This window comes from Mesorhizobium sp. M0293 (genome assembly GCF_040321735.1).
Lineage (GTDB): Bacteria > Pseudomonadota > Alphaproteobacteria > Rhizobiales > Rhizobiaceae > Mesorhizobium.
This window is the reverse complement of sequence record NZ_JAMYSA010000029.1, coordinates 16,833-39,363: the sequence shown is the minus strand read 5'-3', so window position 1 is coordinate 39,363 and position 22,531 is coordinate 16,833. Positions and strand designations below refer to the sequence as shown.

Sequence of the window (22,531 nt, the reverse complement as noted above, 5' to 3'; positions counted from 1 at the left end):
TCTCAGCTTGCCACCTGGAACCGGATTTCACCCTTGTTCAGAAAACAGGTCTTGTCGAACAGCGACAGATCCAGCGGATTCGGCAACCGCACGTCGCTGATATCGGGAACCGGCTTCTTCGCCGGATCGTATGACCGGTCGATCTGCGAGATGAAGACGAGGATCAACCCCCTGTCGCGGGCAAAGGCCTTCAGCGTGCGGACTTGCGCCATCAGGTCCGGGTTTTCCCGCTTCTGATCGAGCAGTTGCAGATAGTCTATGACCACCAGCGTACCGCGCGCCGCCGCCGCCAGCGTTCTGACGATGTAGTTGGCGCTGATGGCATCGGAATTGTCGAACACGAACTGGTCGTTGAACCGCGCCGGATCCGCCCCGATGGCGCGAAACCGGTCGAGCACATCTCGTTGCGTATACTCCAGCGTGAAGAACACGCCGCGATGGCCTGATTTCATGGCTTCGATCGCGAGTTCGAGGCTCATCAGCGTCTTGCCGTGGCCTGGTCGTGCGCCGACCAGGACCAGGTCGCCGGGCGAAAGTTGCGCAAACAGTATACCGGCAGGTGCCACCTCGGCTGCCTCGGCTGCCTTGGCTGCCTTGGCTGCAAGCAGGCTCCAACTGGTGAAACCTTCCCGTGCCGCAACACGATCGAGCGCTTCGTGGAGCGCAATCTTGCCCTCGCGGGACAACAGCCTGGCTTGACGCTTCAAATGGTAGACGGGTGCGGACAGCTTCATGACAAACCTCCTGGTGCGAGCCGTTTCGCAACCCCTCCTTATGCCTGGCGCTCGAACAGTCGGTTCGGTGATCGGAAAGCCCTGCATGAATGATGCTTTCCCGTCGGAGGGAGGAGGCATGGGCGCGCCAGAATCAGATGATAGCTCAATCCGTGCGGGTCGAAAATCGCATATGCCTGGCATGGTGAAAAGCACATTGGCGATGGATCAGTGCGCTCCATAACTATCGACAGATGTCCACCATTTGCTAGGGTACCCGACTTGGCGTGGAGGCCGGTATGTATCTATTTGTTCTTTCGGCCCTTGCGGGCATTATTTTAGGCTCGGTCGGATTGGTTATGCTCATAAGGGGCCGAGGGGAGAAAACAGACCACGGCATTCTACGCTCATCTTATTGGTTTGCTGCGGCGGCGGCCGTCGTCTTCGTGGGCGCAGTTTCTTTTGTTGCGACATAAATTCGCGCTCTGTTGGCACGCCAAGTTCGGCGTCGGGTCGAAGCAGCCAGCCCCATAATATGCTGCCCTCCTAGTCGATGCGCTAAACAAGATGTGTTTCGCCGATTGATGCGGGACCATTTATGATCGATTCTCGGCGGCGCAAAGAATCGCAAGGCGCTCCGACAGGAGAATTGATCCGGTGCGGCTAAGATCTGTCTATCTGGGTGTCGTCGCCAGCCTTCTTGTCATGGTCATCGCAGCGGCGGCGTCGGTCCGATCATTTGCCGCACCTTCCGATGTTCCCGCCTGGCTGCAGGCCCATGTCGGCGACAGCGACGGTCAGATCTCGCGAGTGGTGCTGAAGCGAGCCCGCGCGCTTTACCTGAAAAAAGTGGCCCAAGGCGCCGTCAAGAACCGCTGCTACTTTGCCATGGACGCGACGCGCCCCAGCGATCTGGGCAATGGCAAGCCCGGACACCGCTATTATGTCATTTGCGAAAGCAGCCAGTCGTTTCGCGCGATTTCGTCGGGCCACGGCAGCGGCCGGAATTTGAAAGGCGTCGTCGATTTCGCCAACGGCAGACGCTGCGCGAAGAACTTCGGCAATGCGATGGATTCGTCCTTGACGGCCGGCGGCGCCTATATGACTAGCGAGGCGAAGACCTCGTTCAAGGGCTTCTACCGCACTGGCGCGAAACAGGATGCGGTTTTCCAGCGCACCTTCATACAGTTCGACGGCGAGGGCGAAGCCGCGAACGCCAGGCAGCGGGTGATCGGCGGCCACGCAGCCCAGGTGCTGCACGGCATGTGCCTGCGCAAAAATCCGAACAGCTCGCACGCCGACCATGACGGTTACGTGCCTTTCGGCAAGCTGGTGGACTATGCCGGCGGCCGCAGCAATGGCTGCACCAGTTGGTCGCCGTCAGACGCGCGGCAGATCATCACGATGGTCAAGGACAATCCGACGACGCTCTACATCTATCCTGAATCACGCGATGTCGCCGCGGTAGCAGCCGGCCGTTCGCAGGCGGGCGCCTATTGGAACGCATCCTGCCTGAAGGAAATCGGCGCTCCGAAATTCTGGCCGCGAAAGACCCTCGAGCCGATCATCGCTCAATACAGGAAGGATCACCCGGCGCGGCCGCCGCAGCCGGTGCCGATTTGCAAGGAGCCATGAGGTCCGCTTCCCCTAAATGCCTGCGGACTTCAAGCACGATCCATGTCGCGCTCCAGCTCAGCGCAGAAAGTCGAGCACGGCCTGCATGAACTCGGCAGGATACTCGACATTCGACAAGTGAACCGCGGGCAGGACGACAAGCTTCGCGCCGGGCACCGTCGCAGCGATCATATCCAGCATGAGGCGCCGGCATTGCGCCGTGCGCTCGAACCGCCGAAATCTGGCCGGTAGCAAGCGACCCGTCGCTACGGCATTAGCATGATGCTGAAAGCCTCGACGGATTCCTCGCTCTGTCCTGCGCCTTCATAGCGCTCGTGCAGACCGAAACCATGGAACGTTTTCCAAGGGCGCTCATTCAAGTATCAGGCGGCGCGGGGCCGTGGAACGAGAGGAGGTTACAATGAGGATTGCCGATTGTATGACGAGAGACGTTCAGATCGCCAGTCCGGAGCAAACCATACGCGATGCCGCCCGAACCATGGGCCGTCTCGACGCCGGCGTCATGCCGGTGGGCGAGAACGACCGGCTTGTCGGCATGATAACGGACCGAGATATCGCGATCCGCGGCATCGCCCAGGGCAAAGGACCCGACGCCAAAATTCGCGAGGTGATGAGCCCTGACGTCGAATATTGTTTCGATGACGAAGACGCCGATGATGTCCTTCGCAAAATGGGTGAGCTTCAAGTAAGGCGCCTGCCGGTGTTGAACCACGACAAGCGACTAATCGGCATTGTTTCGCTGGGCGACCTCGCCATGAATGGCGAATCGGCAGAAGCGGGTGAGGCATTGAGCGGCATCTCGCAGCATGGCGGACAGCATTCGCAGATGCATTGAGGTCAGCTTAACAAGTGCGGCGTCGCTGCCGACCAGATTGCGATAGCCGGCCCAGACAGAGGCGCATGTCGCTTGGTAGCAACCGCATGGTCTATCGTTCGGGTTTGGTGCCAATGTTGCGTGACGTCGACTATGTGCTGCGAAAACTCGATTGGATGCGGGCCGAAGGCATCTGGCCTAACGGCCTGCGTTATCTGTGGACCGATGCATTCGGGGTCGTGCTCTACATCTCACTCTATACGGAAACTGGCGAGGCCCGCTGGCTGGACGAGGCTGAGCGGCTTGTGGCCGATGTAGAGCGTGTGCTCGGCCGTCAGCGCGGACTGAGGATCGGGGAAGCGGCCGATCGTGACGGTCAGTATTTCCACTACCTGGCGATGTGGCTGTTTGCCTTGGCGCGTCTCGGCGATCTGAAGCCGCGATACCGCGCGCGCGGTATCGCGCTGGCGCGTGACATTCACCCGGCTTTTGTGATCCCCGGGCGCGGTGTGATCTGGAAGATGCAGGAGGACTTGAACAGTCCTTATCCCGGCTATGGCCTCGGCAGCATGGACGCCTACGATGGCTATGTCTCCTACCGGATGCTCGATGAAGACGAGCTGGCGCCCGAAATCGCGCAGATGCGTGACCTGATCGAGCGCGATTGGCAAACGCTCGATATCGAACAGGATCTCGGTCTCGGCATGATGCTGTGGCTCGCCCACTTCTTCCCCGCGGAGCCATGGGCCGAGGCCCAGACGAAACGATCGCTTAGAACCCTGGAAACGATGTGGGTCGACCCGCCAGGTTATTTCAGCCGCGCGCCGTGGCTGCGCGACACGAAGTTCGCTTTCACCAATTTCGGCGTGTCACTCGGGCTGCAGGCCAGCGACGTCTGGCCCGAGCGTGTCGGCACGTTGAACGCCTTCTTCGAGGACTGGCGCTCCGGTGACGAATATGATCGAGAGGCGATAACATGGGTGATGGCCTGCACCTCGCATCTTCCCGCTGCGTTTGTAGCTCGCGGACCGATCAAGAGTGGCTGAAATGCTCCCAGCCGAGGAAAAAATGCCCGGCAACATGCACAGCCGACGGTGCTCCAGATTTGTTGATTGGAACCAATGGCCTGCAACACAGTTAGAGAGCCAGCAAGTCCGGTTGTAGCCTTGCCGCCATGTGGACCGGCGGTTTCAAGGCCAGCCGACTAAGCTTCGGAAGCGTGGAAAGCACGCTTGATGGAGAAAAATCATGAACCAGTGGTCAAACGCCAAGCTTTGTGACGTGGCAAATCTAATCCTCGGAGCAGCTCTCTTCTTCTCTCCCTGGATATTCGCCTTCGCGGCAGGGACACAGTCCCAGAATGCCATGGGCAGCGGCATCGTGATTTTCTTGCTTTCGGTTGCCGCCCTCTCCGCCTTTGCTATTTGGGAGGAATGGTTGAACCTCGTTGTGGGTCTTTGGGTACTCGTGTCTCCCTGGGTCCTTGGATTCCAGGCAACCACGGCCATGAGCGTGCATGTGGTAATCGGCGTTCTGGTCGCGGTCCTTGCTGCGATCGAGCTGTGGATGATGTACCAGAACCCTCCAACGCAGTCTGCGGCCTAGCAGGACTGGCGTCGCTGCGGCGCCGATTGATCTAGCGGGTGTGGCCTGCACGAGCAAATGAACATGCAGGCGCCGCAGCGACGGGCCGCACAACCGCTAACGTCGACCCGTAGACAGCGTCGCCGACAGCCGAACGAGGAGGAGGTATGTCGACATGAAAGCAGTCCGCATCCATGCTTTTGGCGGACCGGAGGTTCTTTCGATCGATCAAGTCCCCTTTCCTCAGCCCCTTGACGACGAGGTTGTGCTCAGGGTCCGCGCGGCGAGCGTCAATCCGATCGACTACAAGACCCGCGAAGGTTCGACGAGCCAGCCCCTGCCGGTCACGCTCGGGCGTGACGTGTCCGGCACGGTGGAAATATGCGGCACGCGAGCGCATACGCTGAAGAAGGGCGACCCGCTATTTGCCATGCTTGGTCATGACCGCGGCGGCAATGCCGAATATGTCGTGGTCAAGGCGACGGAGGCGGCTGCGAAACCGGAGCGTCTAAGCCATATCGAAGCCGCAGCGGTGCCGCTTGCGGGCATCACTGCTTGGCAGGGCCTGTTCGATCATGGCGGCCTCAAATCCGGGCAAAGGGTTCTCATCCATGGCGGCGCCGGCGGCGTCGGTCATCTGGCGATCCAGTTGGCCAAGGCCGCGGGCGCGTTCGTCGCGACAACGGTTTCCGCCGAGGACATCGTTTTCGTCCGCGAGCTTGGCGCGGATCAGACGATCGACTACAAGGATCAGCGTTTCGAAGAGGTCGTCGATAAGGTCGATCTGGTGTTCGACCTTATCGCGGGCGACACGCAGGACCGCTCCTGGGATGTGCTCAAGCCAGGCGGGACGCTCGTTTCCACGCTTTCCCAACCTTCACAGGAAAAGGCAAACTTGCGTCGCGCGCGTGGCGTCTCCTATTTGGCCGAGCCGAATGCGGCACATCTCGCGGAGATCGGCCATCTCATCGACGCCGGCAAGGTCATCCCCTTCGTGCAAGCTATCTATCCTCTTGGAGAGGTCGCCAGGGCGGAGGAACGGCTGGAAAACGAGCATGTGCGCGGCAAGATCGTACTTGAGGTCTCAGCCTAACGACCTGATGGCAGCGATTGCGGATCTCTCCGACGGGATAGCGGTCGCCGCCATTCCGCGCATTTGGAAACAGCAGCTTCAGTTGTGTTCCGCGCTTGCCCAGCTGCGCGACCATTGGGCGCCAGTTGAGGAACGAATTCTGTCGGGCGGGTCCAGGCGCAATCGAGAGCGTTCCCGGATTCCGCCGACAAGCAGATCTCGACTGCCGGAGAAATTTTCTCAACGGATAGCGAAACGATTGCCCCCGAGCATCGTTTCGAGACTATGCATGAATGAACGAGGAGGCGATAATGAGCGCTACCGGTTTGGAGGTTTTCGACAGGACGCTGCAGACAACGAACATCTGGCTCGATGAGATCATGGACGATCACGGCCCGGATCGGCGGGTTGCATGGCACATATTGGGCGCGGTCTTGCGGACCTTAAGGGACAGGCTGCAGATCGGACTTGCGGCGAAGCTTGGGGCAGAACTGCCGCTGCTTGTGCGCGGCGCTTACTACGATCACTCCCGGCCCGCAGCTGAGCCAGACAAAACGCGCTCGCTGGAAGACTTCTCGCAGCAGATCGACGAGGAATTAAAATCGATCCGCCCCGTCGATCCCAAGGATGCAGCCCGCACGGTCTTCCGCGTTCTTGCACGGCATATTGATCTTGGCCAATCGGCAAAGGTTCGCGATGCGCTGCCGAAGGAAATCCAGGCTCTCTGGCCCGAAAGCATCGGCGTCAAATAGCGAGGGCAACGATTCTGGCGACTCCCAGCCGTCAATCCCGCAACCGGTTGGCGGCGTGATCCTGGCGCTGCTCAGTCGCGACCTGTCTGGAATCCAAGCCGCGTTCTCGGGAATGCTGTGCCTTGTCGCGATTGGATAGAACCTTGTTTTCTTCGAGCTTATCCTTTGGCGTTACGGTCATGGCGCCTGCGCCAGAACCCTTTCCCTGCGAACCTGCTCCGATGTGTTTCTTGCTGCCGCGTGCCATGGCCTGCCTCCAATCTATGCCAAAACGTCTCACGATGGGTGCCTAGTCGTCAGCACGGTTCTTGTGATGGACGCTCTCCTGGTTCTTGCCCCGGAGGATGTTGCGGTCGTCGGGATCGACGAGATCAGGTGCGTCGGTTCTTATGTCCGATCCCTTGCGCAGCGCTTCGCGTTCCGCCGCCGACCGTTTCAGATCCGCCTTCGCATCGAAATCCTTGCCGGCGTTCTTTTTGTTTTCCGCCTCTTCAATGATGCGAATTTGTTGATCGTGGGTTCTGCGTCCAGTCATCGCTTCCTCCGGAATGTTCGTGTTGTCGCCCGGATGAGGAAGTGGCGCGTCGCTGTCTCACGGCGTTGCCTGTCCGGGCCTGCCCTCGTGCTGATAATGGCAAAGCGACGGGATCGTTCCGAAAGGCGTCGAATAGTCTTCTCGCCAAGTGGCTTGGTTCGGCTTAGCGCTGCTGCCGCCTGATCTTCGGAGCCTTGGTGCCCTTCAAACGCCCGGCGACCGCCGGACTGGCGCCGGACGCCTTTTCCGTCGCGGTACCCGGCGTGGCTTGCCTCGGCGGGTTCTGCCCGTCCGACTGGTGGGTTCGGTCTTCCACTTCGCCCATCCGACGGGTGAGCCCCACTCCGCCGGCAGGCTTCTTGTTGCCGGCCGCATCCTGCGAGAATTTATCGGATGCGTCGGCATCGGTCTTTGCCGGATACTTCGTCGCACCGGTTTCGTAGTGGGTTTCGTTCTCAGCCATGACATCTCTCCGGTTGCATGACGGATAAACATCTCGGCGGTATCCGAGTTCCACTTCCCGGACTTGGATTCGGGAAGCGCCCGGCCGAATGAGGCTCTTCACCTTCGGTATGACGGACAGGCGCAGGACAGCCGATTTTTCCACCCCAGCGACGAGATGGGGGCGGCAACCCTTACTGCAGCAACCCCTTGACGATGCCGCTCGCCTTGCCGAAATCCATCTGGCCGGAATATTTCTGCTTCAGCGCGGCGATCACCTTGCCCATGTCCTTCTGGCTGGCCGCGCCAGTCGCCGCAATCGCCTCGCGCGCCGCCGTGGTGATGGCGGCATCGTCAAGCTGCGCCGGCAGGAAATCTCGGATGATCTCCATCTCGCCGCGCTCTTGCGCGGCCAGTTCCGGCCGTTTGCCGTCTTCGAACGCCTTTGCCGATTCCTCGCGCTGCTTCACCATCTTGGCCAGGATCTGCAGGATCTCCTCGTCGCTGGCCGGCTCCTTGCCCGAACCGCGATTGGCGATGTCGCGGTCGTGGATGGCGGCCTGGATCAGCCGCAATGTCGGCAGCCGGTGCTTGTCTTGCGCCTTCATCGCGCTCTTCAGGGATTCGGCGATTTTGCCGCGCATGGTGCATTCTCCTTCGATCGGCGCGGACAATAGCGCCGGGTGAGAGTCAACGCAAACCCTGATGTGCCAAGGCAAGCCTCTGATATTGCTTGATGAAATAAATCGAAGCCGCATTTCGCATGATCATTGACCGCCCTGCCCCCTTCCCCTATGTACTGGGCCTTGCATGAACTGAAGCTTGTGTGCGTGGAGGCCGCGAATTCGCCGCTTCGCGCCGTTTGCTGCGCGGATGGCCCGCCGGGCCTATGGAAGCGTGTAGCCTGATAGGAGTGCCGCCATGGCCGAGATGACGCCCGCCTGGGCCACTGAAAAGCCGACCGCCCTTCTGGTGCTGGCCGACGGCACCGTCATCGAAGGTCGCGGCTTGGGCGCCACCGGCTCCGCCGTCGCCGAAGTCTGCTTCAACACGGCACTTACCGGCTACCAGGAAATCCTCACCGACCCGTCCTATGCCGGCCAGATCGTCACCTTCACCTTCCCGCATATCGGCAACATCGGCACCAATGACGAGGACATCGAGGACCTCAACCCGGTCGCCCGTGCCGGCGCTGTCGGCGCCGTGTTCAAGGCCGATGTCACTAACCCGTCCAACTACCGTGCCGGCACCGGTCTCGACCAGTGGCTGAAGAAGCGCGGCATCGTCGCCCTGTCGGGCATCGACACCCGCGCGCTGACCGCGCTGATCCGCGAAAAGGGCATGCCCAACGCCGTCATCGCGCATGCGCCCGATGGCGTGTTCGACCTCGACGACCTGAAGCGGCGCGCCGCCGCATGGTCGGGCCTGATCGGGCTCGACCTCGCCAAGGAGGTCACGTCGGGCCAGTCATCGGTCTGGCGCGAGACACCCTGGGTATGGAACGAAGGTTTTGGCGAACAGGCCGACCCGACAATGCATGTCGTTGCCATCGACTATGGCGTCAAGCGCAACATCCTGCGCCTGCTCGCCGGTCTCGGCGCCAAGGTCACCGTGGTGCCGGCCAAGACCGGCGCCGAGGAGATCCTCGCCATGCAGCCGGACGGCATCTTCCTCTCCAACGGCCCCGGCGATCCGGAAGCCACCGGCGACTATGCCGTGCCGGTCATCCAGGACCTGTTGAAGACCGACATCCCGGTGTTCGGCATCTGCCTTGGCCACCAGATGCTGGCGCTGGCGCTGGGCGGCAAGACCGCCAAGATGCATCAGGGCCATCACGGCGCCAACCATCCGGTCAAGGATCACACCACCGGCAAGGTCGAGATCGTCTCGATGAACCACGGCTTTGCCGTCGATGCCGACTCGCTGCCGTCAGGCGTCGAGGAGACCCACGTCTCGCTGTTCGACGGCTCGAATTGCGGCATAACACTCACCGGCCGGCCGGTGTTCTCGGTCCAGCATCACCCCGAGGCTTCGCCCGGCCCGCAGGATTCGCACTATCTGTTCCGCCGCTTCGTCAACCTGATCCGCGAAAAGCGCGGCGAGGAATTGCTGGCCGAGCGGGCCTGATCCTTCCTTAGCCTCAGCCTTAGCTGGTTCCCAGATCGTCGGAATAGCCGGCCTTGAGCCGAGCCCATTGCGCTGTCGGGCGGCCGTCGGTGCGGATGCGTTGCTTGCCTTCCCACCATTGCGGCCAGCCGGCGGGCGAATCCTCCCACTTTTCCTGCCGCCCATAGACGGTCAGGTCGATCAGGCGATAGCTGTTGTCCATCGCCTCGACGCCGCGCATCGTCGTCCAGTAGGTCTCGTAGACGTCCGATCCCTGCCTGAGATAGCAGATCAGGTACATGATACCGGCCGGGCGTCCGGCGAGCAGCGTGTCGAGCGACTTTTGCGCCGAGTACCACGGCATCTCCCAGCCCATGAAGTCGCGGTAGCGGGCACTCTCTTCATACGGTCCCTGGCAGAAGGTGGCGTAGGTAATGTCGCGGGCATGCATGTAGGACAGCTCGCGCACCATCGATGTCACCCAGGTGCAGCCCTCGCACTGTTCCGGGGCCGGCTTGCCGGTGTACCACATGAAGTAATACGCTATCAGCATGCGGCGGCCTTCAAAGGCATCGAGCAGTGTCGTCTTGCCGTTCTTGCCTATCAGCTCTGCCGTGCCATCCACCTTGACCATCGGCAACCGCCTGCGGCTGGCGGCGATGGCGTCGCCTTCGCGGGTATGCGCCTTCTCGCGCAGCCTGAGCGTATCGATCCCGGCCTGGAACGTCGTGCGATCGACGATTTCGGGTGTTGGAAAGTCGGTTTTTGTCAGGTCTTTCATCTTGCTTCTCCCTTGCATCCTTGCTGGACCCAATCATGGTGTGCCGGCGGCGGCGTGCTTCTCGATCAGGTCGGCAACCGCGTCGGGATTGTCGGCCAGCACATAGTGGTCGGCGCCGGGAATCTGGGCGCCTTCGATATGGCTCATGCCTTTGGCGCGATAGCCGTCGAGGAAGGTGGGCAGCAGCGCGCCGAAAGGAGACTTCTGGCCGAAGGCAATGACCAGCGGGACGCTGTTCGGCGCCATCTGGCTAGCGTTCCACTCGGCATCCCCGGGGAATGCGCGATAAATCTCGAAGGCGGCGTGCAACTGCGGTGCGCGGTAGATGCGGAAATAGTATTTGCGCTCCAGCCTCGTGAACTTGCCGATGTCGAGGAACCAGCCAAGCATGGCGGCCTGTCGGCCGGGAACCACTTTTTCGGCGAGGCCGCCGGGCGCCTGGATGAAGCCGATGTGCCAGGTGCCGGAAATCGCCTTGTCCCAGCCGTCGATCCCGGGCATCGGAACATCGAGGATCAGTGCGCCGCGCAGCGCGCCGGGGAAGCGCCTGACATAGGCGTAGGTGACGATGCCGCCGAGGTCGTGCCCGACCACATAGGGCTTTTCCAGATGCAAGGCATCCGCCAGGCCATGGATTTGCGCAGCAAGATTGGCGGCTTCGTAGCCGCCTTGCGGCGGCGCCGAGCGGCCTATGCCGGGCAAGTCGACGGCAACGACGGTGAAGCGTTGCGCCAGTCGCGGCATGACGGCCTGGTATTCGGTCCAATCCTCCGGAAATCCGTGCACGAGGATGAGGGCCGGCCCATGCCCGCCACGCAGATAATGCATATTGCTGCCGTTCACAGCGGCCTTGGCCGAGGTGAAGCCGGGCGGTGCCTCGCCTGGGCGCCCGGCAGGCGCGGCGAGAGTTGCTGCCAACGTTGCGCCAATAGCGACGAGCACGAGCGCCACTCGATGAAGCATCCGGTTCAACATGATGATCTCCTCTCGTTTCGATCCAGCCCCGGCGCTGTTCCTCCCGATCTAACTTAGGGTGGGAGACCTGATTGATCAGAGTTACAAATGCAGCGCGATTGCTGGCCTGGGCGCCGCTCACCGGTCGACGGCATTCAAAACCGGTCATCCGGGCTCCTGAAAGCAGCCAATTCCCGGATCGTCGTACCTCGTCCTACGCCACCGGCCGGCCTTCGCTGGCCTCCAATATGGCGAACCATTGCTGGCGGTCGAGGCTGATTTCCAGCGCCTTGGCCATGGCGGCCAGCCGCTCCGGCTTCATCGAGCCCAGCACCGGAACCAGTCGGGCCGGATGGCGCAACAGCCAGGCGATGGTGACTGCGGCAAGATCGTCGGCACCGATCTCGGCGGCCACCGCGGCAAGCGCTGCGCGCACCCGTGCCTCGCACCCCTCCTTGCCGGTGAACAGCGAGCCACCACCGAGCGGCGACCAGATCATCGGCGCATAGGAAAGGCGCTGCGCATGGTCGAGACTGCCGTCGGTCAATGCGGTCGTTTTCAGCACCGACATTTCGATCTGGTGGAAACGGCAGCCGCGAGGCCAGGAGATCGAACTGCGACGACGCGAAATTGGAGACGCCGACCGCCCTCACCTTGCCTGATGTGACCAACCCGGCCAGCGCGGCCGCCATCGCGTCGGCATCCATCAGTGGATTCGGCCGGTGCAGCAGCAACAGGTCGAGATAGTCGGTGCCGAGATTGGCGAGCGAGCGGTCGACCGAGGCCGCGATATGGGCGGCACTGGTGTCGTAGTGCTTCAGGCGGTGGTTTGGCCGGTTCGGCGATTTCAGCATGATGTCGCATTTCGAGATCAGCTCGATGCTGTCGCGCTTGCCTTTCCAGCGTGCCAGCCCGGCGCCGAAGGCCGCTTCCACCTCGTAGTGTCCATAAATGTCGGCATGATCGAAACTGGTCAGGCCGAGATCGATGGCGGTTCCGATCAGCCGCGCAACTGCCTCGGCATCAGGGCGGGCAGCGCTGTCGAGCAGACGCGAGGCGCCAAAGACGAGGCGCGATAGCGACAGTCCGTCCCTGGTGAGCGCTATGCGGCTGTCGTGACTCATACCTGCGCGCCATCTTCGGCAACGCCGGTGGTGACATTCGTGCGCGCGACCGGCCTGGCCACTTTGGTGACGAAGACGATGAGCGCCAGCATCAGGAAACATGCGCCAACCAGATAGGGCGCGCCGCCGAAGGTCACGGGCGCGCTCGGCCCGGTGAACCAGGAAAAGATCGCCGTATAGAGCAGCGGCGTGATGATCGAGGTGATCGAGAAGATCGAGGTCATCGCGCCCTGCAGTTCGCCTTGCGCGGAAGGCGGCACCTTGGCGGCGGCGAGGCTCCTCAGCGGCGGATCGGCCAGCGCTTCGAGACAGCCGAAGACGATCACCGCATAGATCATCCAGCCTTGCGACGCGAACGCGTAGCCGAAGGCGCTGAGTCCCGTAAAGGCAAGACCGATGACCGCCGTCCTCCACTCGCCAAGCCGGGGGATCACGCGCGGCAGCACCGTCGCCATGACGATCGCGCCGCACAGGCCGAAGGCGCCGAGCGAGAAGCCGATCTGCTGCTCGCTCCAGCCATAGCGATAATTGGAAACGAACGACCAGACCGCCGGATACATCATGTGTCCGAGCGTCATCAGGAAGAAGACAAGCCCGATCCAGCCGATGCCCTGATATTGGCGCATCTGGAGGAGCGTGCCGACCGGGTTGGCGCGTTTCCACTCGAAGCGGCGGCGGTGCTTGTCGTCAAGCGTTTCCGGCAACAGGAACAGCGCGATCAGGAAATTCACGAAGGCGAGCCCGGCGCGAAATAGAACGGCACGCGCGGCCCGAATGTGCCGAGCAGCCCGCCCAGGACCGGTCCGATGACGAAGCCGACGCCGAAAGCGATGCCGAGCAGGCCGAAATTCTTCGCCCGGTTCTCATCGTTCGAGATGTCGGCGATGAAGGCGGATGTCGTCGAATAGCTGGCGCCCGAAATGCCGGCCAGCACACGCCCGATGAACAGCATGGGATAGGACCAGGCGACGGCGCAGATCAGGTTGTCGATGGAAAACGTCAGCACGGAAGCGAGCAGGATCGGCCGCCGTCCGAATCGATCGCTCAAGCCGCCCATGATGGGCGCGAAGAAGAACTGCATCGCCGCATAGACGAAGAACAGCCAGCCGCCTTCGATCGCCGCTCCGCTGATGCTGACCCCGGTCAATTCCCTGAGATAGGCCGGCAGCACCGGCATGATCATGCCGAAGCCGATAATGTCGAGCAGCAGCGTGGTGAAGACGAGCGCAAGGCCCCGTCTGGCGGTTTTGGGGTCGATCATGATGGGTCAAGCTCCTCTGCTCGCCCTGGGGCGCAGGCGGACGCACCTTATAGGCAAGCCCGCTACAAGGAACAATAAGGGAACAGGCCGGATTCTTTCATCCTGACATCACCTGACGGCGCCTTCGCCGGCAGATCAGTGGAGGAAAGGCGCGTGCCCGAGACCGCTTTTTCGAAATCCGCTCAGGCGAGAAAACGCCATCAGATGGCGGCCAGAGTAGAATTTCCAAACGGTCTCGTCAGATTGGTCCGCTCAGCGTGTTGCAATCCGAAAGCTTGCCGCTCTTGTAACCGCGCGTCAGCCAGGTCTGTCGCTGCTGCGAGGTGCCGTGGTTGAAGCTTTCCGGCACGACATAGCCCTGCATCTTCTTCTGCAGCGTGTCGTCGCCGATCTGCTTGGCCGCGTTCAGCGCACTTTCGAAGTCGCCCTGCTCCAATATGCCTTTCTGCGCAGTGTAGTGCGCCCACACGCCGGCGAAGCAGTCGGCCTGAAGCTCGATGCGCACCGACATCTGGTTGGCCTCGACCTCGCCCATGCTTTGCCGCATCTGGTTGAACTTGGACATGATGCCGGTCAGGTTCTGCACGTGGTGGCCGATCTCATGCGCGACCACATAGGCCCGGGCGAATTCACCCGAGGCGCCGAATTGCTGATCGAGCTGCTGGAAGAAGGTCATGTCGAGATAGACCTTGTGGTCGCCGGGACAATAGAACGGTCCGGCCGCGGCGGAGGCAAAGCCGCAAGCCGAGCGGACCTGGCCGGAAAATAGCACCAGCTTCGGGTCCTCATAGGTCAGCCCCTGCGATTTGAAGATGCCGGTCCAGGTATCCTCGGTCTCGGCCAGCACCGTCGCCACGAACTGCTTCATCTCGTCACTGGCGGGCGTACCCGCGCCGCTATCCTGGCCACCGCCGCTGTTGTCGGTGATCTGGCCGCCGCCGCCCGGCAGCAGGCCGCCGTCGCCGCCACCCAGGATCGTCGACGGATCGAAGCCGAAATACCATCCGGCCAGCACCACCAGGATAACCAGGAAGATGCTGCCGCCGCCACCGGTGCGGCCGCCGATCGGAATGCGGAACTGGCCAGGGCTGCCGCCACCGAGCCCGCCACCGCCGCTGTCGCTGCGGGCGTCCTCGATATTGTCACTCTGACGACGACCCTTCCAGAGCATGGCAACTCCTCGCGCTGCAAACCTCCCCGTTGCTCCGGGGCAACAACAATTATCCCAATGGTTGCGTCAAGTCACAGCATTTTTCGGTGGCCTTTTTGGCCACACGGGTCGCCTTGCGGCCAAGTTCGTTGCGGCAAGTGGCTGGGCGTTGCAATCGTCCCCATGGCCGAGACTATCGAAGACCGTTAATGTCCGTTTCTCTGGGAAGCGAGGGGCGCTTGCGGACGATCGGCCAATTCCTGCTGTTGCTGATGGCATTGACTTGTTTCGGTATCGGGTCCGCCCGTGCCGTCACGCTCGATTCCAGCGTCGCCGTCACCGATCCCGCCACCTTGCAGGCGCTGGAGCGCGGCGGACTGTCGATCAGCCGCCTGCTCGGACCCGCACTCGGCCTCACCCGCGAGGTCGACAATCGCGGCCTGTTTTCGGTGCCGGCGCTGGCCACGGTGCGCGACACGGTTAAACAGCAGATCGCCGACGAACCGAAGACCAGTCCAGACCCCTATGTCGCTGATATGGCCAGGTCGAAGGACACCAGCCAGAAATTCAATCCGAAATACATCGACGACGACGGCTCGACGCTCGACCTGACCGGCGTCGTCAACCGCATGGACCGCGGCTATCTCGGCCACACCGAATGCGGCGAGATCCGGCTGATCTACCGCTTCCACTATTCAGTCGCGGAAAAGCCCGCCAGGGGCAAGGCAAGCCAGCGCATCTCCTCGCGGCTGCCGCTGACCATGAGCCTGGTCTTCAACGCCAACCCCCGCCAAGCGCAAGCCCGCGCCTCGAAGGACCTGCCGCGCGCCGCCGATGTGTCCTGCGCCGAAATCGCCCAGCGCTGGCTGGCTGCCGGGAAACAGGACCTGCCCCCCGACCAGCTTGCCGCCTGGCTGCGTTCCGACGAAGGGCCGTTGTCCGGCGCCATGCTGAACGCCTCCCAGATCATGCGGCTCGAGCTCAACATGCAGGTGCTCAGGCTGTCTGCCTCGACACGGCGCGATTTCGGCGGCCATGCCGAATATCTCCTGAAGATCTTCAAATGGGATCCGGCCACGTCCAGCTTCTATGAAGCGAAGATGGAAAACCAGATCGACCGCGCCACCGTGCTGGCCGACAAGCCGTCTTTCGCCAAATGGCTGCTCACCGACCGCAACATCTACGACCTCGACCATGGCCGGCTGGTCATCGACGAAAAATTCCTGGCCAAGAGCGCCGTTTCCGTCGCGCCCGGCGGCCTCAGCCGGTCGCAGAACAACATCGCCCATGGGCTGGTCGACGACGCCGACATCGACAAGGCGCTGAAGGACTATGTCGCCAAAGGCAACATGCTCGCCACCATCAAGTCGGTGGCCGGCTTCGAATTGCGGCTCAACGAAATGAGCTGCACCGGCTGCCACCAGACGCATGGTATTGCCGGCTTCCACTACACCGGCGCAGATCCGGCCAGCGAGCCGCGCCGCAACGCAGTCTTCGTGCCTGGCTCGGCCGTCTTCTTCGCCGACCTCCCGCGTCGCCGCGCCATCGTCGAACAATTCGCCGCCGGCGGCCACCCGGACTTTACACGCGGCTTCGCCGCCCGTCCGGACGCGAAATATGCCGAGGCGCTGAAGGGCACCGACCTCTCCAATGGGTGGGGCTCGATCTGCTATCGCGGCGAGGACCTAAGCTTCAAGGACTGGAGCTGCGGCGCAGGCCTGCGCTGCGCCGGCGTCCATGAAAGCGCCATCCATCCGGGCTTCGGCACCTGCGTCAGCGAGGCCGGCACGGCGGTCGGTGATCCCGTCGAGTTCGGCGAGATCAAAATGTCGACCTGGGGCAACGACCGGTATTGCCGCCTGTCGCCAGCCACCGCCAAGACCTGTGCCATCGACCCGGCGCGGGACAAGAAACCGCTGGTCAAGCTCGCCGGCTACGGCGCGGCGCGCCAGCGCTATGACAATCCCGAACAGAAAACAGGCGGCTTTCCCGGCGGCATGCTGCGCAAGGCGAGCTGCGACAAGCTTCCCGACGAGGCGACGTGCGGCCGTCTCGCCAAGACCGGCTTCAACGACTGCGTCGCGTCGGGCAAGGACCACAAATTCTGCACCAGGGAATTCACCAAGACCGCCGGCCTGCGCGCCTGCGACAAGGCGCATCCCTGCCGCGAGGACTATATCTGCACATCAGGCTACGACGATCTGGCGGAAGCGAAAGCCGGCAAGGGCACCTGCATTCCGCCCTATTTCATCTTCCAGTTCCGCGTCGACGGCCACCCGCGCAGCTGGGTGCAGGATGTCAGGGAGTGAGGGACCGGTTTGCCGCAGGCAAATTGAAAGGTCCAGTGGACCTTTCAAAGGATCCGAACGCCCGGAGCCATAGCGGAGGGCCAAGCGGTGCTGCCCTCAGCGAGTCTAATCTTTCTGCTTGGCGCCGGCGCTCTTGCCGTCGGAACTCTTCGAACGTTCCTCGAAACGCGCCGCGCCCTTTTTCAGCGGATGGCCGGTTTCGGCCTCGGTCTTGCGCTCATCGCTTGCCGCCGCCTGTTTCAGTCCCTTGGCCGCCTGCTTGCCCTTTGCGGTCGGTGCCTGTTCAACGCCCATCGCTTCCTCCCTTGCCGCGCGACTTGCGCGAGTGTCACAAGCAACGTCCTTAGCGTGCGGGGGTTCCGGCGGCTCGGGAAATGCGGCGGCGAGTGCGGCTCAGCGCGCCGCCGTCATCGCTTTTCGAAACGCTTCCAGCGTCTCGGCGCTGACATGGTGCTCGATGCCCTCGGCATCGATGCGCGCCGTCTCCGCACTGACACCGAGCGAGCGCAAAAAAGCTTCCACCGTCTGGTGGCGGATGCGGCTTTCCTCCGCGACCTTGCGGCCGGCGTCGGTCAGGAACACGCCGCGATAGGGCTTTCTCGACACCAGCCCGTCGGCGCACAGCCTGGTCAGCATCTTGGCCACGGTCGGTTGGGCGACGCCGAGCCGTGCGGCGATGTCGACCTGGCGGGCCTCGTTGCCGTCCTCGATCAGGTCGGCGATCAGCTCGACATAATCCTCGACCAGCGCGCTGCGGCGCGCTTCGCGCGTCTGCCGGAATCCCTCCGAATGAACATCGGCGTCAGGCAATGGCTCGCGCGGGACCGGTCTGTTCTTCAGCGCCAATACGCGCTCCTCCTCGGAGTTTTAGCCGTTGCTGCATTCATAGCACGGGCTTTGATTCTTCAGGCCGTTTATTTGCATTCCACCACAGGTGCAACCGGCGTCTTCGATTGCCCCAGCGGCTGCCAGATAAAAGCACGAACAATGAAATATAGCATATTGAATAATGTTGAGCCATGGCATAGCTTAACGGAATATGGACCAGTTTCGCGGAAAGCCCTCCCTCATGTCCGACGTCGAAGCCACAATTCCCCGCTCCTCATGGCGCTTCGCCAGGCCCGAGGAAGACGAACTGCCCAGCCTGAGCGAAGTCAATTCCTCCATCGCCGTGCCGAATTCGGGCGTCTGGTTCCGTCGCCTGTTCGCCTTCATGGGCCCCGGCTACATGGTCTCGGTCGGCTACATGGATCCCGGCAACTGGGCGACCGACCTCGCCGGCGGCGCGCAGTTCGGCTACACGCTGCTGTTCATCATCATGCTGTCCAACCTGATGGCGATCCTGCTGCAGGCGTTGGCGGCACGGCTCGGCATCGCCACCGGCCGCGACCTTGCCCAGGCCTGCCGCGCCTATTATCCCCGTCCGGTCAACTTCGTGCTGTGGATCGCCTGCGAACTGGCCATCATCGCCTGCGATCTGGCCGAGGTCATCGGCACCGCGATCGCGCTGCAGCTTCTGTTCGGCATTCCGCTGATCGGCGGCGCCATGCTGACGGCGCTCGATGCCTTCCTCGTGCTGCTCCTGATGAACAAGGGCTTCCGCTATCTCGAAGCCTTCGTCATCGCGCTTTTGATCATCATCTTCAGCTGCTTCGCCATCCAGATATTCGTCGCCGCCCCGCCGGCCGGCTCGATCCTGCACGCGATGTTCGTGCCGTCGTCGGAAATCGTCACCAATCCGGCGATGCTCTACATCGCCATCGGTATCATCGGCGCCACCGTCATGCCGCACAATCTCTATCTGCACTCCTCGATCGTACAGACCCGCGCCTATGAACGCACAGACAAGGGCAAGCGCGACGCCATCAAATGGGCAACGACGGACTCGACCATCGCCCTGATGCTGGCCTTGTTCGTCAACGCCTCGATCCTGATCGTGTCGGCGGTCGCCTTCCACAACACCGGCCATCAGGACGTCGCCGAGATCGGCCAGGCCTTCGAGCTTTTGTCGCCGCTGCTTGGCCTCGGCATCGCCTCGATCCTGTTCGCGGTGGCGCTGCTGGCTTCCGGCCTGAACTCGACGGTGACGGCGACGCTGGCCGGCCAGATCGTCATGGAAGGCTTCCTGCGCCTGCGCATCCCCAACTGGGCGCGCCGGCTTCTGACGCGCGGCCTCGCCATCATCCCGGTGGTGGTCGTCACCGCGCTCTACGGCGAAAAGGGCACCGGCCAGTTGCTGGTCTTCAGCCAGGTGATCCTGTCGATGCAGCTGCCCTTCGCGGTCATCCCGCTGGTGCAGTTCGTCTCCGACAAGAAGAAGATGGGCAACCTCGCCATTCCGCGCGGCGTCGCGGCCCTTGCCTGGGTGGTCGCCGCGATCATCCTGGTGCTCAACTTCAAGCTGCTCTACGATACCATGTTCAGCGTCGGCTGAACTCCGCCTCGCCGGGAAACCGGCTACTCTGCGCGGAGCTAGCCCTCGCGACAAATCGGCAATCCGCGTTATGTTCTCCGGCATCATGACCCGGATCGAAGACATCAGGAAATTCTACGCGCGGCTGATGGCGGCCAATGCCGGCTCGCCCGATCCGCGCCTGGAGGCGGTTTTCGCCGAGGTGCCGCGCGAAGCGTTTCTCGGTCCCGGGCCGTGGACGATCATCGCCGGCAACGGCAAGATCACGACGCCCAGCGCCGATCCGGCGCACATCTACCAGAACGTGCTAGTGGCACTCGACGACGACAAGGGCATCAACAATGGCGAGCCCTTCCTGCACGCCATGTGGATCGGTAAGCTTGCACCGAAACCTGGCGAAGCCGTTACTCATATCGGCGCAGGCACCGGCTACTACACCGCCGTGCTGGCCAGGCTGGTTTCATCAGGCGGCACCGTCACCGCTTTCGAACTCGACGAAAACCTGGCCGATCTCGCGCGGAAAAATCTCGAAACCTATGGCAATGTGACCGTCGTCCATGGCAATGCGGTAACGGTGCCCTTGCCGCCATCCGACATCATCTATGTCAATGCCGGCGTCGCCGCACCACCGGCCGGATGGCTGAAGGCGTTGCGCTCAGGCGGCCGCATGATCTTTCCCTGGCGTCCGGCCGAGCGTGTCCCTCTGGCGGTGATGGTGACCCGCACCGAAAAGGGCTTCGCTTGCGATCCGTTCATGCGGTCGTGGTTCATTCCCTGTGTCGGCGCCTCGGTTGCGGGCCCCGCGGCGATAATCCCGACACGCGAGCAAGCCGCGCGCAGCCGCTCGATCTGGCTGATGCAGGACAAGGCGCCGGACCGCACCGCCACGGCAATCTTCGGCGATGTCTGGTTCTCGTCGAAAAATCTCGACGCCAGGCCGCGCACCAGGCCGCGCAAATGACGGTGATTTGCCAAAATTTCACATGTCCTGTCGGACCGATGAGCACTCGCCCGTCCTTGGGCTGAAATCCCGCCGCGACGGCGTGGATTGAGTTAAAGGGAGCAGACAATGAGAAAGATCATCGCAGCGACATTCGTCAGCCTCGATGGCGTCATGCAGGCGCCCGGCGGTCCGGAAGAGGATCCAGTCGGCGGCTTCAAGTTCGGCGGCTGGACCTTCCATTACTTTGACGAGGTGGCGGGCGCGGCAATGGATGAACTCTTCTCCAAACCCTTCGCCCTGCTGCTCGGCCGCAGAACCTACGACATCTTCGCCGCGTACTGGCCGTATCAGAAAGATCCGATCGCGGACGCCTTCAACCCTGCGACCAAATATGTGGCGACGCATCGGCCTGACACCCTCACCTGGCAGAACACGCAGTCGCTTGGGCCCGATATCGTCGCGACGTTGCGCCGCCTCAAGCAGGAGGATGGGCCTGACCTGCTCATCCAGGGATCGGGCAATCTGATCCAGACCTTGCTCGCCAACGGGCTGATCGATGAGATCCGGCTGATGATCTTCCCGCTGTTGCTGGGCAAGGGCAAGCGGCTGTTCGGCGATAGCGCGATGCCGGCCGCCTTCAGGCTTGTCAAGTCGCAGACCTCCAGCACCGGCGTCATCATGGCGACCTACGAGCGCGCGGGCGAAATCAAGGTCGGCTCCTTTGTCACGGGAGAGCCATCAGAAGCCGAACTCGAGCGGCGCAAGAACTGGAAGTAGCAGGACGACCTTGGCACCTTTCCTCTCCCTCCGGAGGGGGGAGAGGTGGCGCTGCGAAGCAGCGACGGAGTGGGGGAAGCCATTCGCCAAAGGCGCAGTCGCCGCAAGACAGGAACAATCCTGCCGGCCATCTCCCCTCGAGAAAGAGGATTCGCGGCTTCGCCAATCACCAGCGCCACAAAAGAAGGGGCCGGCGCGGCGGCCAGCCCCTTTTACATGCGCCAAATCAATCTCTGCCTTGAAGAAAATTCGTCGGCTAACTACTACTCCCGCTTCAGCCGTCTGCACAGCTCATCAAGCTGCTCCAGAGACCGATATGCGATGCGCAGCACGCCACCCTTGCCCTTGTGTTCCACGGACACGATCATGCCGATCGTATCCGTCAACAGCTTTTCCAACGCCAGCGTGTCGGGGTCCTTCTGCTCCAGACTCGGCGCAGGCTTGGCTTCCCTGGCGTTGCTGCCGCCGGCGGGCATCTGCGCCAGCGCTTCGGCCTGGCGCACCGAAAGCCCTTCTTCGACGATGCGCTTGGCAAGGCCGGCTGGATCTTCCGCCGTCACCAGCGTGCGGGCATGGCCCGCCGACAGCGCGCCGTCGACCAGCATATCGCGGATCACGTCGGGCAGCTTCAGAAGCCTGAGCGTGTTGGCGACATGGCTGCGGCTTTTGCCGATCACCTGGCCGAGATCGGCCTGGGTGTAGCCGTGCTCGTCGATCAGCTGCTGATAACCAAGTGCTTCCTCGACCGCATTGAGGTCGGTGCGCTGCACGTTCTCGATGATCGCCAGTTCGAGCGCGGTGCGGTCGTTGACCTCGCGGATGATGACCGGGATATCGGACAGACCGGCGCGCTGTGCCGCGCGCCAACGCCGCTCGCCGGCGATGATCTCGTAGCGCCCGGCCTGTGTCGGCGAAGGCCGCGCCACCACCGGCTGGACCACGCCGTGCTCTCGGATCGACTGGGCAAGGTCCGTCAGTTCGGCGTCGCCGAAATGCCGGCGCGGATTTTTCGGATTGGGGGTCAGGAACTCGATCGGCACCTTGCCGTCGGCGCTCATACCAGGCTTTTCGGGCGCTGCCGGACGGTCGATCTCGCCGATCAGCGCCGCCAGCCCTCGGCCCAGTCTCTTTCTCGAAAGGTCTTCGCTCATCTTTATTCCAGTTGGC

General features: G+C 62.4%; 22 protein-coding genes and 3 pseudogenes. 11 read left to right on the top strand and 14 right to left on the bottom strand.

Annotation, left to right across the window (positions count from 1 at the left end):
* Nucleotides 1–2: 2 nt before the first annotated feature.
* Nucleotides 3–734 (bottom strand): DNA helicase, encoded by a 732-nt coding sequence (locus NKJ06_RS13530; protein ID WP_352632375.1) that lies wholly within the window; start codon nucleotides 732–734, stop codon nucleotides 3–5.
* Between the two features lie 636 nt (nucleotides 735–1,370).
* On the opposite strand from NKJ06_RS13530, the gene NKJ06_RS13525 reads away from it, so the two are divergent.
* Nucleotides 1,371–2,348: a hypothetical protein gene (locus tag NKJ06_RS13525; protein WP_352632377.1), complete on the top strand. Its 978-nt coding sequence runs from the start codon at nucleotides 1,371–1,373 to the stop codon at nucleotides 2,346–2,348.
* 57 nt (nucleotides 2,349–2,405) lie between these two features.
* On the opposite strand, the pseudogene NKJ06_RS13520 reads toward NKJ06_RS13525, so the two are convergent.
* Nucleotides 2,406–2,522: pseudogene (locus NKJ06_RS13520) on the bottom strand (alpha/beta fold hydrolase); the annotation flags it as partial.
* Nucleotides 2,523–2,748: 226 nt separating this feature from the next.
* On the opposite strand from NKJ06_RS13520, the gene NKJ06_RS13515 reads away from it, so the two are divergent.
* The 5 genes from NKJ06_RS13515 (at nucleotide 2,749) to NKJ06_RS13495 (ending at nucleotide 6,570) form a co-directional block, all read left to right on the top strand.
* The gene (locus NKJ06_RS13515; RefSeq protein ID WP_352632379.1) at nucleotides 2,749–3,183 is read left to right on the top strand and encodes a CBS domain-containing protein; all 435 of its coding nucleotides are present in this window, start codon (nucleotides 2,749–2,751) and stop codon (nucleotides 3,181–3,183) included.
* Nucleotides 3,184–3,248: 65 nt separating this feature from the next.
* Complete coding sequence (locus NKJ06_RS13510) at nucleotides 3,249–4,208, top strand: hypothetical protein (RefSeq protein WP_352632381.1); 960 nt, start codon at nucleotides 3,249–3,251, stop codon at nucleotides 4,206–4,208.
* A gap of 202 nt (nucleotides 4,209–4,410) precedes the next feature.
* Complete coding sequence (locus NKJ06_RS13505) at nucleotides 4,411–4,767, top strand: SPW repeat protein (RefSeq protein ID WP_352632382.1); 357 nt, start codon at nucleotides 4,411–4,413, stop codon at nucleotides 4,765–4,767.
* Nucleotides 4,768–4,921: 154 nt separating this feature from the next.
* Complete coding sequence (locus tag NKJ06_RS13500; protein ID WP_352632384.1) at nucleotides 4,922–5,839, top strand: NADP-dependent oxidoreductase; 918 nt, start codon at nucleotides 4,922–4,924, stop codon at nucleotides 5,837–5,839.
* Between the two features lie 290 nt (nucleotides 5,840–6,129).
* Nucleotides 6,130–6,570 (top strand): DUF2267 domain-containing protein, encoded by a 441-nt coding sequence (locus NKJ06_RS13495; protein ID WP_352632424.1) that lies wholly within the window; start codon nucleotides 6,130–6,132, stop codon nucleotides 6,568–6,570.
* Between the two features lie 31 nt (nucleotides 6,571–6,601).
* On the opposite strand, the gene NKJ06_RS13490 is transcribed toward NKJ06_RS13495, so the two are convergent.
* From NKJ06_RS13490 to NKJ06_RS13475, 4 genes are all read right to left on the bottom strand, one after another.
* Entirely contained in the window at nucleotides 6,602–6,817 is a 216-nt protein-coding gene (locus tag NKJ06_RS13490; RefSeq protein ID WP_352632386.1) for a hypothetical protein, read from the bottom strand.
* Nucleotides 6,818–6,859: 42 nt separating this feature from the next.
* Complete coding sequence (locus NKJ06_RS13485) at nucleotides 6,860–7,105, bottom strand: hypothetical protein (RefSeq protein ID WP_352632387.1); 246 nt, start codon at nucleotides 7,103–7,105, stop codon at nucleotides 6,860–6,862.
* A gap of 163 nt (nucleotides 7,106–7,268) precedes the next feature.
* Nucleotides 7,269–7,568, bottom strand: coding sequence for a hypothetical protein (locus NKJ06_RS13480; RefSeq protein ID WP_352632389.1), 300 nt, complete (start codon nucleotides 7,566–7,568; stop codon nucleotides 7,269–7,271).
* Between the two features lie 172 nt (nucleotides 7,569–7,740).
* Nucleotides 7,741–8,190: a GatB/YqeY domain-containing protein gene (locus NKJ06_RS13475; protein WP_352632391.1), complete on the bottom strand. Its 450-nt coding sequence runs from the start codon at nucleotides 8,188–8,190 to the stop codon at nucleotides 7,741–7,743.
* Nucleotides 8,191–8,467: 277 nt separating this feature from the next.
* On the opposite strand from NKJ06_RS13475, the gene carA reads away from it, so the two are divergent.
* Nucleotides 8,468–9,673: a glutamine-hydrolyzing carbamoyl-phosphate synthase small subunit gene (carA, locus tag NKJ06_RS13470; RefSeq protein WP_352632393.1), complete on the top strand. Its 1,206-nt coding sequence runs from the start codon at nucleotides 8,468–8,470 to the stop codon at nucleotides 9,671–9,673.
* Between the two features lie 19 nt (nucleotides 9,674–9,692).
* Here the strand turns inward: carA and NKJ06_RS13465 are convergent, their stop codons facing one another.
* From NKJ06_RS13465 to ypfJ, 5 genes and pseudogenes are all read right to left on the bottom strand, one after another.
* Nucleotides 9,693–10,433: a DUF899 family protein gene (locus NKJ06_RS13465; RefSeq protein ID WP_352632395.1), complete on the bottom strand. Its 741-nt coding sequence runs from the start codon at nucleotides 10,431–10,433 to the stop codon at nucleotides 9,693–9,695.
* A gap of 33 nt (nucleotides 10,434–10,466) precedes the next feature.
* Nucleotides 10,467–11,408, bottom strand: coding sequence for an alpha/beta fold hydrolase (locus NKJ06_RS13460; protein ID WP_352632397.1), 942 nt, complete (start codon nucleotides 11,406–11,408; stop codon nucleotides 10,467–10,469).
* 193 nt (nucleotides 11,409–11,601) lie between these two features.
* Nucleotides 11,602–12,511, bottom strand: a pseudogene (locus NKJ06_RS13455) (aldo/keto reductase).
* Nucleotides 12,508–13,772 (bottom strand): annotated as a pseudogene (locus NKJ06_RS13450) (TCR/Tet family MFS transporter). The pseudogenes NKJ06_RS13455 and NKJ06_RS13450 overlap by 4 nt, the downstream one beginning before the upstream one ends.
* Nucleotides 13,773–14,010: 238 nt before the next feature.
* Nucleotides 14,011–14,943: a KPN_02809 family neutral zinc metallopeptidase gene (gene ypfJ, locus NKJ06_RS13445; protein ID WP_352632399.1), complete on the bottom strand. Its 933-nt coding sequence runs from the start codon at nucleotides 14,941–14,943 to the stop codon at nucleotides 14,011–14,013.
* Nucleotides 14,944–15,131: 188 nt separating this feature from the next.
* On the opposite strand from ypfJ, the gene NKJ06_RS13440 reads away from it, so the two are divergent.
* The gene (locus tag NKJ06_RS13440; protein ID WP_352632401.1) at nucleotides 15,132–17,231 is read left to right on the top strand and encodes a hypothetical protein; all 2,100 of its coding nucleotides are present in this window, start codon (nucleotides 15,132–15,134) and stop codon (nucleotides 17,229–17,231) included.
* Nucleotides 17,232–17,336: 105 nt separating this feature from the next.
* Here the strand turns inward: NKJ06_RS13440 and NKJ06_RS13435 are convergent, their stop codons facing one another.
* Nucleotides 17,337–17,525 (bottom strand): hypothetical protein, encoded by a 189-nt coding sequence (locus NKJ06_RS13435; protein ID WP_352632403.1) that lies wholly within the window; start codon nucleotides 17,523–17,525, stop codon nucleotides 17,337–17,339.
* 99 nt (nucleotides 17,526–17,624) lie between these two features.
* On the bottom strand, nucleotides 17,625–18,077 hold the full coding sequence (gene mntR / locus NKJ06_RS13430) for a manganese-binding transcriptional regulator MntR (protein ID WP_352632405.1): 453 nt from the start codon (nucleotides 18,075–18,077) through the stop codon (nucleotides 17,625–17,627).
* 223 nt (nucleotides 18,078–18,300) lie between these two features.
* On the opposite strand from mntR, the gene NKJ06_RS13425 reads away from it, so the two are divergent.
* The 3 genes from NKJ06_RS13425 to NKJ06_RS13415 all read left to right on the top strand — a co-directional run bounded on the left by NKJ06_RS13425 (nucleotide 18,301) and on the right by NKJ06_RS13415 (nucleotide 21,364).
* On the top strand, nucleotides 18,301–19,665 hold the full coding sequence (locus NKJ06_RS13425) for an Nramp family divalent metal transporter (RefSeq protein ID WP_352632407.1): 1,365 nt from the start codon (nucleotides 18,301–18,303) through the stop codon (nucleotides 19,663–19,665).
* Between the two features lie 85 nt (nucleotides 19,666–19,750).
* Nucleotides 19,751–20,605 carry a protein-L-isoaspartate O-methyltransferase family protein gene (locus NKJ06_RS13420; protein ID WP_352809970.1) on the top strand — a complete coding sequence of 285 codons (855 nt, stop codon included), beginning with the start codon at nucleotides 19,751–19,753 and terminating at the stop codon, nucleotides 20,603–20,605.
* A 108-nt stretch (nucleotides 20,606–20,713) separates the two neighbouring features.
* Nucleotides 20,714–21,364, top strand: a complete 651-nt coding sequence (locus NKJ06_RS13415; protein ID WP_352632412.1) for a dihydrofolate reductase family protein — start codon at nucleotides 20,714–20,716, stop codon at nucleotides 21,362–21,364.
* Nucleotides 21,365–21,627: 263 nt separating this feature from the next.
* On the opposite strand, the gene NKJ06_RS13410 is transcribed toward NKJ06_RS13415, so the two are convergent.
* Nucleotides 21,628–22,515 carry a ParB/RepB/Spo0J family partition protein gene (locus NKJ06_RS13410; RefSeq protein ID WP_352634673.1) on the bottom strand — a complete coding sequence of 296 codons (888 nt, stop codon included), beginning with the start codon at nucleotides 22,513–22,515 and terminating at the stop codon, nucleotides 21,628–21,630.
* Nucleotides 22,516–22,531 lie beyond the last annotated feature (16 nt).